The 14,017-nt window shown below is 65.9% G+C and carries 11 protein-coding genes; 6 read left to right on the top strand and 5 right to left on the bottom strand.

Annotated features, from left to right (window positions below):
* Positions 1 to 28: 28 nt before the first annotated feature.
* The 3 genes from AC5Y2L_RS05315 to AC5Y2L_RS05305 are packed head-to-tail and all read right to left on the bottom strand — an operon-like array spanning position 29 to position 5,438.
* Positions 29 to 1,618, bottom strand: a complete 1,590-nt coding sequence (locus tag AC5Y2L_RS05315) for a GMC family oxidoreductase (protein WP_499932775.1) — start codon at positions 1,616 to 1,618, stop codon at positions 29 to 31.
* A gap of 53 nt (positions 1,619 to 1,671) precedes the next feature.
* Positions 1,672 to 4,296: an AAA family ATPase gene (locus AC5Y2L_RS05310; RefSeq protein WP_499932776.1), complete on the bottom strand. Its 2,625-nt coding sequence runs from the start codon at positions 4,294 to 4,296 to the stop codon at positions 1,672 to 1,674.
* Complete coding sequence (locus AC5Y2L_RS05305) at positions 4,293 to 5,438, bottom strand: metallophosphoesterase family protein (protein ID WP_499932778.1); 1,146 nt, start codon at positions 5,436 to 5,438, stop codon at positions 4,293 to 4,295. The genes AC5Y2L_RS05310 and AC5Y2L_RS05305 overlap by 4 nt, the downstream gene beginning before the upstream one ends.
* 203 nt (positions 5,439 to 5,641) lie before the next feature.
* Here AC5Y2L_RS05305 and AC5Y2L_RS05300 point away from each other — a divergent pair, with 203 nt between their 5' ends.
* Together AC5Y2L_RS05300 and AC5Y2L_RS05295 are read left to right on the top strand one after the other, a co-directional pair.
* A complete protein-coding gene (locus tag AC5Y2L_RS05300) occupies positions 5,642 to 7,015 on the top strand; it encodes an HNH endonuclease signature motif containing protein (RefSeq protein WP_499932779.1) in 1,374 nt (457 codons plus the stop codon).
* Between the two features lie 34 nt (positions 7,016 to 7,049).
* Complete coding sequence (locus AC5Y2L_RS05295) at positions 7,050 to 7,556, top strand: SixA phosphatase family protein (protein WP_499932781.1); 507 nt, start codon at positions 7,050 to 7,052, stop codon at positions 7,554 to 7,556.
* 10 nt (positions 7,557 to 7,566) lie between these two features.
* On the opposite strand, the gene AC5Y2L_RS05290 is transcribed toward AC5Y2L_RS05295, so the two are convergent.
* Together AC5Y2L_RS05290 and AC5Y2L_RS05285 are read right to left on the bottom strand one after the other, a co-directional pair.
* Positions 7,567 to 8,130 carry a DUF3558 domain-containing protein gene (locus AC5Y2L_RS05290; RefSeq protein ID WP_499932783.1) on the bottom strand — a complete coding sequence of 188 codons (564 nt, stop codon included), beginning with the start codon at positions 8,128 to 8,130 and terminating at the stop codon, positions 7,567 to 7,569.
* A gap of 8 nt (positions 8,131 to 8,138) precedes the next feature.
* Positions 8,139 to 8,693, bottom strand: coding sequence for a DUF3558 domain-containing protein (locus tag AC5Y2L_RS05285; RefSeq protein WP_499932785.1), 555 nt, complete (start codon positions 8,691 to 8,693; stop codon positions 8,139 to 8,141).
* 190 nt (positions 8,694 to 8,883) lie between these two features.
* On the opposite strand from AC5Y2L_RS05285, the gene AC5Y2L_RS05280 reads away from it, so the two are divergent.
* From AC5Y2L_RS05280 to AC5Y2L_RS05265, 4 genes are all read left to right on the top strand, one after another.
* Positions 8,884 to 10,650 (top strand): ABC transporter ATP-binding protein, encoded by a 1,767-nt coding sequence (locus tag AC5Y2L_RS05280; protein ID WP_499932787.1) that lies wholly within the window; start codon positions 8,884 to 8,886, stop codon positions 10,648 to 10,650.
* Complete coding sequence (locus AC5Y2L_RS05275) at positions 10,647 to 12,548, top strand: ABC transporter ATP-binding protein (RefSeq protein ID WP_499932789.1); 1,902 nt, start codon at positions 10,647 to 10,649, stop codon at positions 12,546 to 12,548. Before AC5Y2L_RS05280 ends, AC5Y2L_RS05275 begins: the two co-directional genes overlap by 4 nt.
* Before the next feature lie 139 nt (positions 12,549 to 12,687).
* The gene (locus AC5Y2L_RS05270) at positions 12,688 to 13,428 is read left to right on the top strand and encodes an SCO4651 family lipoprotein (RefSeq protein ID WP_499932791.1); all 741 of its coding nucleotides are present in this window, start codon (positions 12,688 to 12,690) and stop codon (positions 13,426 to 13,428) included.
* A 78-nt stretch (positions 13,429 to 13,506) separates the two neighbouring features.
* Complete coding sequence (locus AC5Y2L_RS05265) at positions 13,507 to 13,884, top strand: DUF4189 domain-containing protein (protein WP_499932793.1); 378 nt, start codon at positions 13,507 to 13,509, stop codon at positions 13,882 to 13,884.
* Positions 13,885 to 14,017 lie beyond the last annotated feature (133 nt).

Below are 14,017 nucleotides of genomic sequence, written 5' to 3'. Positions count from 1 at the left end.
AGGCCTTTTCGAGGTCGCAGCGCGGGTTTCAGCCACAGATGAGGTCGGCCGCTTTCTCGCCGATGAGAACGGACGGCGCGTGGGTGTGACCACGAATCGTGCTGGGCATCACGGAGGCGTCGGCGACCCGCAATCCATCGACGCCGCGGACCCGTAGCTGCGGGTCCACCACGCTCGCCTCGTCGCTGCCCATCCGGCAGGTGCCCATCGGGTGATACAGGGTGTGCGAACAGGTGGTCAGGGCCTTTTCCAAGGTGTCCTCGTTCAGCTCCGCGCAATTACGTGGTCGCGCAATCGGGCCGAGCAGGCCTTTCAGCGGCGGGGCTGCGGCGATCCGGACGCACATCCGCAGCCCTTCCATCATCGCGGCACGGTCCGCGCCGTTGACATCGGACAGGTACCTCGGGTCGATGACCGGTTTGGCATGTGGGTCGGCCGAGCGCAGCGTGATCTGGCCGCGGCTTTCGGGCGCGACCAGTATTGGCCCGAAAACCACGCCGTGTCCCGGTGACTCGGTGAGCAGGCCCTCGTCATAGAACGGGGCGGGGGCGAAGATCAACTCGACGTCGGGCAGCTCCACCTCGGCTCGGCTGCGAACGAAGCCATACGCCTCACCGACATTGGAGGTCAGCATGCCGCGCCGCCGCACCACATAGTTGATGAGCTGCTTGGGCTTTTCGGCATCCGCCAGGCTGTCGGCGCCGACGTCGAAACCCAGCACTGCCACCAGGTGATCCATCAGGTTCTGCCCCACTTCCGGTGCGTGGTGCAGGCTCTCGATGCCGTGTTCGGCAAGGTGGTCACGGTCGCCGATGCCCGAAAGCATCAGCAGCTGCGGGCTGTTGACGGCGCCGCCGCACAACACCACCTCGCGTCGGGCATTGGCGACGCGTGTTTGACCGTTCTGCTCGTATTCGACACCGACCGCCCGGTTGCCGTCGAAGAGGACTCGGGTCACGGTGGCGCTGGTGAGCACGGTGAGGTTCTTGCGGCGTCGGGCCGGCTTCAGGTAGGCGTCGGCGGTAGAGAACCGGGCGCCGCGCCGTTGCGTGACCACCGTCTCGCAGAAACCTTCCGGCGCAGCCGAATTCGGTTGTGCCATGGGGAAACCGCAGTCCCGGACCGCCGCCAGCCAGGCCGCGGTGGCCGGTCGTGGGCTGCGCTGACGCGAAACGTGCAACGGTCCCGTGACACCGCTGTCCTCACCGTTAACAAAATGCCAAGCATCCTGAACATTCTCAATGCGGCGGAAGTAACCGAGCGCTTCGGCGTAAGACCACTCCGGGCCCGCACGCCGGGCCCACTCGTCGTAATCGGCGGCAAACCCGCGCACCCACATCATCGCGTTCATCGACGAGGAGCCGCCGAGTACCTTGCCTCGGGGCCAATAGATCTGCCGATCGGCGAGGTTGGGTTGCGGTTCGGTCAGGTAGTCCCAGTCGATCTCGCTGCGGAACAGTTTGGAGAACGCCGCCGGGATTCCGATGAATCTGTTTTTGTCGGGAGGTCCCGCTTCCAGTGCCGCCACCGCGGTGCCCGGGTCGGCGCTGAGCCGATTGGCCACCACCGCACCGGCCGAGCCGGTACCGACGACGACGTAGTCGCACTGAATGTCCATCGCCCATCCCCGTTTTCGAGTGAGTGTACGACGCGCTGAGCGCGCTGCGGCTGCTAAACGTCGAGATTGATGCGATGCGCCTCCTTCACCCCTAGGTAGCGGTCGGGACTACAGGTCAGCACGATCACCTGTCCGTCGGCGCCGACTGTGTCGAACACCTTCCCCATCTTGGCCAGGCGATCGGGATCGCTGAATCCCAGTGCGTCGTCGATCACCACCGGAACTGCGTCCTCCTTCGCCACCAACGCCGACCCTGCCAGCCGGGCCAGGATGCCCAGTTGCTCTTTGGCTCCGCCCGACAGCGATTCGAAGGGCACGGTGCGGCCGTCCAGGGTACGGCTGCGGATGCACAGGTCGCTGTCGATGTCGACTTCGAAGGTTGGTCCGAACACCGGACGTCCGAGCCGCTGCAGCTCGTCGCGGTATGGCTCGACGTAGCGCAGTCGGGTGGCGTCGCGGTGGCGGGCCATCACCGACCTCAACAGCTGCGCTGCGCGAGCCCTGCCACCGACCCGGGCATGCTGGCTGATCGCGTGCTCACGCTCGCTTTGGGCCGCATCGAGCTTTCCTTGACGGCCCTCGCCGCCGAACACCGAGAGCTCGATGCTCACTTCACGCAACGCGCGGGAAGCGGCTTCGTAGCTCTTGTGCAGTGACTCGGCCGCCGCGGTGGCGTCGGCCAATTCAGCGGCCACCGCGTCTGGCTCGGCGGCGGCGAGCTGCGCGGCCAGCTCGGTGACCCGCCGCTCGGCGGCTTGCCCGGCGGCCAGTGCGGCGTCTGCCGCGGACGCCAGGTCCTCGTCACTGACCGACGCCCTGTCCTGTGCCAGCCTGTCGGTGGCGGCATCCAGCTCGGTGCGCTGGGTTGCCGCATGGGCTTGCAAAACCGTTGCCCGCGTGGATGTCTCGGCCAGCCGGCACCTCGCGGCAGCTGCGGCCGCGCGCCTGGATTCGCACTCGACGTGCGCCGCCGCGCACGCGATCTCGGCCGCATCGAGCTCGGCACGTGCGGTGGGGGCGTCGAGCGTGCCGGCTTCGGCAGATTCCTCGGCCCGTAACTGGGCCAGCCGGCAACGGAGTTCGTTTATCTCGTCGTCGCCGCACAGGCCGGCCAGGGTGGCGTTCAATCGATCGCGGCTGCTGAGCAGTTCGCGTCGGCGCTGGTCGGCCGTGCGTGCCGCATGCACATCGGCGACCTCTGCGGCGGCCAGCGCGTCAGCCAATTCCTGTTGTACTGCAGCGTATTTGGCGTGGACGTCCAGTGCCGTGGCGCCGGGCGTGACGCGCGCCGTGAGCACTCCGGGAACCTCGATCTCGGTGGGTTCGGTGGCAGCGACCGACCAACTCTGACCCGCCGATAACGACACGCGTCGCTGGCCGGCAACCAGATCGAGGTCAGCGGCGGCGGTAACGTGCACCTCAGCGGAGATCAACGCCAGCTGTCCGCCAATGCGATCGGTTGCGGCGGCGGCGTTCTCGACTCGCCGCATCAGTTCGTCGGTGATGGTGATCTCCGACAGCTCCTGGGTGAGGGCGTCACATTCGCGCTGGATGCCGTCCATCTTGGCCAGCCGGGCGCTGAGACGGTCCGCCTCCTCACGGGCGGCGAGTTGATCCACGGCACGCCGCGCCGACTGGGCGCGAGCCTGGACTTCGGCGAGGGTGGCGGTTGCCGCCTTGACGGCGGCTTCAGCGGCTTCGGCCTCGCCGCGTGCAGCGGCCAGCGTCGCGACGGCCGCTTGTGCTTCCGCCTCTGCCTCGGCGACAGTTGCTGCGCGAGTGTCGATTTCGTCTACCAGGCGAAGACGCGCGGTATGGGCGGCCGTCGACGCTGCGCTGGTTGCCGCCGCGGCGGTCGCTTCGAGTTTGGCCTCGTGCACCTGGCGGGTGAGCTCGGCGATCTTGTCCGCGGCGGCCTCTGCGGCGGCCAGTCGGGGGCCGGTAGCCAGCCGCTGTTGGGAAAGCTCGGCCACCTGCTCGGTGAGGTCCGCGTGTCGGCGCACCCGCTCGTCGACCTCCGCGACCGCCGCCGCGCATTCGGTGACCGCCGCCTCGGCGTCGGCCAGCCGCGCGATCGCTGCGGCCCATTCCCCGGTGGGACGCCCAGTCGGGGTGAAGTAGCGCGCATACTCGGCGTCGATGCGCTCGATGAGCAACGGTTCGTTGCCCGACAGCGCCGCGTCGGTGTCCGATTTCGCTGCCGCGATATCGAGCGCCCGCGAAAGCGCGTCGCAGCCGGACAGATTCACCGCCGCAGTCGACCCGGCTTGCAGTACCCGCTGGGCATGCCACAATTCGTCGTCCACCGTCTCGGCCAGCATCGCGCGCACCCGATCGTGGGCTTCGTCGCCGGTCAGCTGTTCCCGGCGTGGGGCCAGCATGGTCAACTCGGTCTCGCACTTCTTGTGGAACCGCTTGCGATAGACGAAACGGTAAGGGCCGCTGCTGATCTCGGCGACGACTTCGGAGCCGACGTCGGCGTTGGTCGGTTTGACCTGTTTCACTTCCTTTTTCGTCGAGCGATCCTTGGACTCCAGGAGCAGGTCCAATGCCTCGATCATCGACGACTTGCCGACCTCGTTGGCGCCGCACACCACGATCACACCGTGGTCCGGGAACCCGATCTCCCGGTGAGCGACGCCGCGATAGTTCGTCAGAACCAGCCGGTGCAGTTTCATGCGGCTCCCCGATCGGCGAGCCGCAGCAACAGCGCCAGCGCCGCCTGGGCGTCGGCGGCGGACCCCGCGTCGTTCGCGCGTGCCGTGGCGACGAGTTCGTCAACGGCTGCGGCGGCAAACCCGCCAATGCCTAGGTCGGTGAACTCCCCGTCCGCCGGTATCACCGCCAGGTCGCTATGACGCTCCCAAAGACCAAGCCAGGCAAACAATCGCGCGTACTTATCCAAGCAGGCGTCCAGCACGGCGCGGTCGGTGACCGTCAGCGAACCGGTCAATGCCAATCGCACCACGGTGCGGTCCTTATCGGTCAATTGGTCCAAATTCATGTCCAGATCGGCGATGTCGCGGTTGCTGTCGACCTGACGCCGCAACGTGATGAAGCGCCAGCGGCCGATGTGCCGGACCGTTACTGTGGGCGGACGCTGCGGTTCGGTGTCGTCGATGTCGACGACCAGCACATGGCCAGGATCGGATTCGATGTCGTCGAAGTTCGTGACTTCCGGTGAGCCGGAGTACCAGATCCTGTCGGCGACCCTGGTGACCGAATGCTTATCACCCAGGGCCACATAGTGAATCGCGCCCCGCGCCAATGCGGATTCGACCGCGGCGAGCCGGATCACCGAGGGCTTGTCGCGATCGGGATCCAATGCGTCAACACCACCGTGTGCCACCAGGATCCGGGTGACCGAATCCGCCGTCAATCCATCAAGCACTTCGGTGACCAGGTCGGTGGTGGGAGACTTCGACCGCCACGGCGCCGCAACGATTTCCAGGCCGGGGCGCACCTGATGGATGCCGGCCCGGTCGAGCACGACGACGTTATCCGGCCGTTCGGCGGTAAAAAGGGCGCCGGTGTACACGGAAGTCGCGTCCAGCGGATCGTGGTTGCCGGGAAGCAGATATACGGGAATTCCTATGGCGCGCATGGCCTCTAGGGACTGGCCGATGACCTGAGGGGCGAGCTGGTTGTGTTCGAAGACGTCACCGGCCACCACGACGAACTCCGCCCCGACCTCGGCAGCGAGCGCGCCCAACCCAGCCACAGCGTCGCGCCGAGCGGCCGAATACCGCGGCTGAGCGTCGCCGGCAAGGAAATGCCGGGTCATGCCCAGCTGCCAGTCGGCAGTGTGCAGGAATCGCATCCGGTCCCTCCTTGACCCGTAGTTATCGAGGCACCGCGAGTGTAGGTCTGCGCACCGACAAGACGCGGGATGTCGTGCGGCAGGTCAGAAGTGGAGCGGGCCGCCGAGTGGCCACGGCCCCCGTTTATGCACAGTTGACGGTTCATCCACAGCGGCGGTTCTTCGGGTGGCCCGCAGCGGTGGAGTTCCCATAACATTCGAACATGAGTTCGATTGAAGTGCCGGCGGAGGTGACCGCCAAGCTCGACGCCTTCGACTGTGCCCTGGCCGGAATGGGCGAGCTGAAACTCGACCGCCTCGAGCCCTCTGTGCGACTGCACCTGCTAGAACGGTTGGAGACAGCGCGCCGCCGCCAGATCGCGCTCAGCCACGACATCATCGCTGGGTTGGCGAAAGAAGATCGCGCCGAACTCGGCGGGCCAGCGCCTCAAGTGATCGCTGACTGGCTGCGCATCACCCCCGCCGAAGCCCGCCGCCGCATCCACGACGCTGCGCAGCTGTCTCCACGCCTCACGCTGACCGGCCAGCAACTGCCGCCGGAATTACCGTCCACCGCGGAGGCGTGGCGCGAAGGCCTCCTGGACGCCCAGCATCTGAAGGTAATTCAAACCTTCATCCACGAGCTGCCCGGCGATACCCCGGTGGCCGTCGTCGAGCACGCCGAGGACCTGCTGGCCAGCCAGGCCGCCCAACTGCGCCCTGACCAATTGCAAAAAGTCGCCAACCGCGCCGCGGTGCTGATCAACCCGGACGGCAAATTCTCCGACGCGGACCGTGCCCGTCAACGCGGCTTCACCTGGAGCCCGCAGCGCGGCGACGGGATGAGCCTAGGCAAGCTCATCGCCACGCCCGAACTGCGCGCCAACCTCGATGCCTGGTTTGCCCGCTTCGCCGCACCGGGCATGTGCAACCCCGACGACCAAACCCCCTGCGTGGATGGTCCGGCCAGCGACCAGGCCGCCGCCAAGGACCTGCGTAGCCACGCCCAACGCCAACACGACGCTCTCAACGCCCTGGTCCGCGGCCAACTCGGCGACCCCAAACTCGGTGCCCACAACGGGCTACCGGTGTGCGTCATTGCCTCCACCACCCTGCAAGAACTCACCGCCGCCGCTGGGCAGGCTGCCACCGGCGGAGGCACCCTGCTGCCCATCCCCGACCTGATCCGCATGGCCCGCCACGCCTACCACTACCTCGCCGTCTTCGACGAACACTCCAACCGCCCCCTCTACCTGGGCCGCACCCGCCGCATCGCCTCACCCGATCAACGCGTGGTCCTCTATGCCAGCGACCGCGGCTGCACCCATCCCGGCTGCGACGTCCCCGGCTACTGGAGCGAAGTCCACCACGTCGACGAGTGGGCCAGCGGCGGCAACACCGACATCGACAAGCTCACCTTCGCCTGCAAAACCCACCACAAACTCATCGACATGGGCTGGCGGACACGAAAACTCCCCGACGGCACCACCGAATGGATACCTCCGCCTCTCCTCGACCATGGCCAGCCACGCACGAATAACTACCACCACCCGGAAAAACTCCTGCCCGCCGAGGACGACGATGACGACGCAGCGTAGCCACCTGGCCTGCGCACTCACTAACGTGAGTCCGATGACCGAGCAGCACCGCAATCTCGTGCTGATGCGCCACGCGAAGTCGGCGTACCCCGACGATGTCGCCGATCACGACCGGCCCCTTGCTTCCCGGGGTGTCCGTGAGGCCGGCCTGGCGGGAGCGTGGATGCGCGCCAATCTGCCGACATTCGACAGCATCCTGTGCTCGACAGCGACCCGAGCCCGAAAGACGTTGGCTGCCACCGGCATTGACGCGCCGGTACGCTACGTGGGACGGCTCTACGGCGCCTCTCCCGGCGCGGTGATCGAGGAGATCAACAAGGTTCCCGACGATGTCCGCACCCTGCTGATCGTCGGGCACGAGCCGACGACATCGAACGTCGCCATCATCCTCGCCGGCGCCGACGGCACCGACTTCGATGCGGTCCAACGCATTTCGGAGAAATTCCCGACATCCGCGATCGCCGTGCTACGGATCGACGGCGACTGGGACAAAGTCGGCCCCGCGGGCGCCGCTCTGGTCGACTTTCACGTGCCGCGTTAGGAGGATACGACTACGAGTTGGTTTGCAGCGTCAGTTCCATCAGCTTGAGAGCCTGGCCACAGGCATCGATACCGGGCGCCTGCGGGTTGACCCACCAACCGACCACGCCGACAGCATCACTGGCGACTCCACACGCGCCGTTCGGGTCGTCGGGCCGCATCACGATCGAATTCACGCCCTGGATCGTTCGCGTCTCGACCTTGTACTTCAGCCCCTCGGCCGTCTTGCGCTCATTGGCCAGGCTGCCCTGCTCGAACCAGAACCGGGTGATGTCGATCAACCCCGCCGGGTTGGCCGCTTGCCACCGGCAGATCGCTCCGACGAACGTGCTCTGAATATCGAGCGGATCGGCGCCCACCGTCTTGGCCAGGATGTCGTTGGTCAAGACCTCACACTCTTTGAGCAGGTTCGGATACTGCTGCTCGGATTTGTTGTTGCGCGGGGTACCGGCCCCGCCCGCCTTGACCGGCGTACCCGATATCGCGCGCGAACACCCCGTCAACACCACCAGGACGCTGACCAGGACGGCAACACAAAGAACCAACCATCTTCTGCCGCGGCCGCCGCGACGCATCCGGCCCATCATTTCGAGTTCGCAATCGACTGACGAGCCAATTCTTTGGCTATATCGCACGGCGGCGGGAACGGCTTCTGGCTGAAGCTGATCGACCATTCGATGAAGTCGTCCTGGAACTGGATCCCGACTTCGCAGAGCGAGTCACCCAGGTTCGGCTCATTTCCGACCGCGATGAAGCCCCCGTGACCGTTGATGTTGATGTCTTCCACGCTCGCGCGCGAGAGCTCCTCGGTCTTGCGTTCGCGGCCGATCGGGCTCCCGCGGTACCAGGAGAACGAGAAATGCGGGCCGCTGATACCGCCGCCGGCCAGCCATTGGCAGCCCACCGAATTGCGCGCGGTGTTGACCAGACCTGAGATCCTGGTCAGCTCGGCGACGGTCTGGTCGCTGATGCCACCGCATTGCGGGAAAAACGGCCCGTGATGGCCTTCTCCACTGCCGGGTCCCGACGGCGTCGACGCGCCGGGTTTGTTGTCGCCGGAGCCCGAGCACCCGGCGACCGTCGGGATCAAGATCGTCAAGGCCGATGCCGCCGCCAGTGCCGTCAAGTTACGCCGCACCGCTACCTCTTCTGCTGGTGGGTCTGCTCGTGGGTTCTGCCGCCAAGGCCACTGCTGGTCACACGATGCACTGTAGCCTCAGCCCCGGGGGTCAACCACCGACACGCTACCTGAGCAGGCTTTTCGCTGCCGGTCGCCGGCACGGCGCAGACCACAAACCGGAAGCCCGGCAGTATGCGACAGTTACCAAATGCTCCTGGCACTGCTGCGCCAGTACATTCGGCCGTATCGCCGGCTCGTCGCGGCGCTCATGTCGCTGCAGCTGGTGAGCACCCTGGCGTCGCTGTACCTTCCGACGGTCAACGCCGCGATCATCGACGACGGCGTCGCCAAGGGCGACACCCACACCATCGTCAGGCTGGGTCTGCTGATGCTCGCCGTCACGGGCGTACAGGCGCTATGCGCCATCGGGGCGGTGTACTTCGGGTCGCGAACCGGGATGGGCTTCGGCCGCGACCTGCGCTCGGCGATGTTTCACCACGTCACAACCTTCTCCGAGCGTGAGATGGCCCGGTTCGGCGCACCGACATTGCTGACCCGCACCACCAACGACGTCAGGCAGATCCAATTTCTGGTGCAGATCACGTGTTTGGTGCTGATTACCGCACCGATCATGTCTATCGGCGGAATCGCGATGGCCATCCATCAGGACGCCGGTTTGTCGTGGCTGCTGCTGGTCAGCGTGCCGATACTGGGTGTGGCCAACTACGCGATCATTACGCGGATGCTGCCGATGTTCCGCGCCATGCAGAGCATGATCGACGGCATCAATCGTGTTATGCGCGACCAGCTTTCGGGTGTCCGAGTGGTCCGCGCATTTGCCCGCGAGAATTTCGAGCGGGACAGGTTCGCGCGGGCTAACGTGGCGCTGTCCAACACCGCTGTGCGGGCGGGCAATTGGCAGGCGCTGATGCTGCCGGTGACCACCCTGACCATCAACGTGTCCAGCGTCGCCCTGGTCTGGTTCGGCGGATTACGCATCAACAGCGGCCAGATGCAGGTCGGTTCGCTGCTCGCCTTCCTCGCTTATTTCACTCAGATCCTGATGGCCGTGATGATGGCGACGATGACGCTGGCCGTGTTGCCACGAGCGGCTGTGTGCGCCCAGCGGATCACCGAGGTGCTCGCCACGCGTACCGCCGTCACCAACCCGGCCGATCCCAAGTTCCCGCGCGGGGGCGCCGCAACAGGCACGGTGCGGTTGGACCGCGCAACGTTTCGCTACCCCGGAGCCGACCGCCCGATACTGCAAGACGTCTCCCTGACGGCGCTACCGGGGACCACGACCGCGATTGTGGGCAGTACCGGCTCGGGCAAGTCGACGCTGATAGCGCTGATCTGCCGGTTCTACGACGTCACCGAGGGCGCCGTCCTGGTCGACGGCGTCGATGTGCGTGACTACGACATCAAGCGGTTGTGGTCACTCGTCGGGCTGGTGCCGCAACGCGGCTACTTGTTCTCCGGGACCATCGCCGACAACCTGCGCTACGGGGCCGCCCCCGGCCAGGTGATCACTGACGACGACATGTGGGCAGCGCTGCGGGTGGCGGCTGCCGACGACTTCGTCCGAGCGCATGAGAACGCGCTGCAGATGCCTGTCGCACAAGGCGGCATCAACTTTTCCGGCGGGCAGCGGCAACGCCTGGCGATCGCCCGCGCCGTAATCCGCCGTCCTGCCATCTACCTGCTGGACGACGCGTTCTCCGCACTGGACGTGCACACCGAGGCGCGGGTCCGCGCGTCATTGCGGGAAATCTCCGCGGACGCCACGACCATCCTTGTGACACAGCGGATTTCGACAGCATCGGCGGCAGACCAGGTTATCGTCGTCGACGACGGGAAGCTGGTCGGCGCGGGCACCCATAAATCCCTGCTGGCGGACTGCCCCACCTATACCGAGTTCGCGGATTCACAATCGATGCTTTCCGGAGCGCAAAAGCAGCGGGGCCGACGGTGAGCGCGCCGCCCACCGCCACGCCTGCGGCAGTCGCGCGCTCTCGCGACTTCACCGGGTCGTTGCTGCGATTGGTCAAACGCCTTGGGCCACAACGGCGGCTGGTCGCGATCGTGATGATGTTGGGAATCACCGGAACCGCGATCGGCGTCGTAGTGCCACGGATCCTCGGCCATGCAACCGATTTGCTGTTCAACGGTGTGGTCGGACGCGGGCTGCCCGCCGGCATCACCAAGGCGCAGGCTGTCGCTGCCGCCCGCCAGCGCGGCGACACCGCGTTCGCAGACCTGCTGTCCGGGATGAACGTGGTGCCGGGCCGCGGCGTGGACTTCGGTGCCGTGGGCTGGACACTCGCCCTGGCGTTGACGCTGTATGTGCTTGCCGCACTGCTGCTTTGGGCGCAGGCTCGGCTGTTGAACGTGACGCTGCAACGAACCATGGTCGGGTTGCGGTCCGATATAGAGGACAAGGTGCACCGGCTGCCGTTGGCCTTCTTCGACGGGCGCCAGCGCGGCGAGCTGCTGAGCCGGGTCACCAATGACGTCGACAACCTGCAGACCTCGCTGTCGATGACGATCAGCCAGTTGCTGACGTTGATGCTGACCGTGGTGGCGGTGCTGGCGATGATGGTGTCGATCTCGCCGCTGCTGGCGCTGATCACGCTGCTGACGGTGCCGTTGTCGCTGCTGGCCACGCGGGCCATCGCACGCCGGTCGAGGCGGCTGTTCGTGGCGCAGTGGACCCGGACCGGGCGGCTCAACGCCCATATCGAGGAGACTTACAGCGGATTCACTGTGGTCAAGACGTTCGGCCTCCAGGACGCGGCGCAGCAACGATTCCGCGAGTTGAACGACGACGTGTATCAAGCCAGCTTCGGCGCGCAGTTCAGCTCCGGTCTGGTGTCGCCCGCGACGACGCTCATCGGCAATCTCGGCTACGTAGCGGTGGCCGTGGTGGGCGGACTGCAGATTGCCGCCGGGCAGATCACGCTGGGCAGCATTCAGGCGTTCGTGCAATACGTTCGGCAGTTCACCACGCCGGTCAACCAGGTGGCCGGCATGTACAACACGCTGCAATCCGGGGTGGCCAGCGCCGAGCGGGTTTTCGACCTGCTCGACGAACCCGAAGAAACCCCGAACCTCGAAAGCGCCCCAATTGTCGTCTCGCCCAACGGCCAGGCGCCGTCCGGACGCGTCGAGTTCGAACACGTGAGCTTTGCATACCGGGCGGGCACCCCGGTGATCGAAGACGTGTCGCTGGTGGCCGAGCCGGGCAGCACGATCGCGATCGTCGGCCCGACCGGGGCGGGCAAGACCACGCTGGTCAATCTGCTGATGCGGTTCTACGACGTGGATTCCGGACACATATTGGTCGACGGGATCGACATCACCGCCATGAGCAGGCAGACGCTGCGATCGCGAATCGGCATGGTGCTGCAGGACACCTGGCTATTCGACGGGACGATCGCCGAGAACATCGCCTACGGCCGGCCGGAGGCCAGCGCGGAAGAGGTGGCGCAGGCCGCCGAGGCGGCACACGTCGACCTGTTCGTGCGCGGGCTGCCCGACGGCTACCAGACTCGCGTCAGCAACGACGGCGGCAACATCAGTGCCGGCGAGAAGCAACTCATCACCATCGCGCGAGCATTCCTCTCCCGGCCGCAACTGCTGATCCTGGACGAAGCGACCAGTTCGGTCGACACTCGCACCGAGGCCCTGATTGCGCGTGCCACCGGCGAGCTCCGCCGAGATCGAACGAGTTTCATTGTCGCGCATCGGCTTTCGACCATCCGCGATGCCGATCGCATTCTGGTGATGCGGGCCGGCAAGATCGTCGAGCAAGGCAGCCATGACGAACTCATGGCCGCGCGCGGCGAGTACTACCGCATGACGCGGGCGTGACTCGGGCACCGTCGGAAATCTGAGCCGCGAAATCGCATTCTGCGCCGACATTCCCGGTATAGGCTCTCCTCGGCTGTTAACTTCGCTGCACAGGATTTCTCTGCGGCAAACACAAGTGGGCCAACCGAAGGAGATGTCGATGAAGTTTCCGCATCGGACCGTAGTCGCTGTCATGGCCGCAATTCTCGCCTTGGTGTTCGCGATCAGTGGCTGCTCCGGCTCGAACAAGGGCACGGGCGGAAGCGGCGGATCGTCGCCAGGCCCATCGAATGTCGACGCCGCGAACGTCGTCAAGGAAGCCGCCGACGCCATGCGGCAGGTCACGTCCATGCACCTGCATGTCGACGTGCAAGGCAACGTGCCCAACCTCTCGCTGACCAAGCTCGACGGCGACGTTGGCAAAAATCCACAAGTGGCCACCGGTAACGCGACCCTGACCGTCGGGTCGAAGTCCGAGGACTCGAAGTTCGTGTTCATCGACGGCCACCTGTACGCCCAACTGGGCGGGACCGAAGGAAAATACGTCGATTACGGTGACGGCGTATCGATCTATGACGTGGGAACGCTGCTGGATCCCGACAAGGGCCTGGCCCACATTCTGGCTAACCTCAAAAACCCGAAGGTGGCCGGAACCGAGCAGGTGAACGGCATCGCGACCACCAAGATCACCGGCACCTCGTCGTCCAACGACGTCGCCACGCTGGCCGGGCGCCGACTCGGCCCGGAGACCGAGACGCAGGAACCCACTACCGTGTGGATCGCATCCGATGGATCTCACCACCTGGTCAAGCTCCAGTTCGTCCCGGCCGAGAACAGCACGATCACGCTGACCATGTCCGATTGGGGCAAGCCGGTCACTGCCACCAAGCCACCGGTATAGCCGCCACCGGATACGACCACCATGCATCCCACCTCGTTTTCAACTCCACCGACCCGTCGGCACGGGAAAGGAACCCTCATGGAAATGCGCGCTTTTCGGCGACACGCTGCGGTCGTGGTCGGCAGCATGGCAGTGGTGACCGCGATGTCCGCCGGGCTGGCCCCGACGGCACGCGCCGACGACCAACACGGCGCGATTGCTGTCTCGCCCTCGCACCGGGTGTACGGCAGGGCGTTGCACGCATCGACGAAAGCAGCGGCCGATTCCGGGGCGATGAGCGCTTGCGGCTACTCCGACTGCAAGGTCCTGGTCGACTTCACCAACTGCGGCGCCGTCGCTGAGAACGCCACCATGTTCATCGGGGGCTACGGCAACACGCTGACCGAAGCCGAGACCGCTGCCGTCAAAAACCTCGGCGGTGGTTCCGGCACCATCGTCGCCTGGGGCTGCAACTAGAGCTCGTCGCCCCGACGGGCGCAGCGAGCGTTGTCTCCTCTGACGGGCCGACCGCCCTGCGGTGACCTGTTTGCGTGACCAAAACGTGTCCCGCGACGCGCGCCACATGCGATTCGCGCGCTCGGCCGCGCGC

The organism is Mycobacterium sp. NGS66 (genome assembly GCF_059812225.1).
The sequence above is the reverse complement of the archived record's forward strand: the minus strand, read 5'-3'. Positions and strand labels throughout refer to the sequence as shown.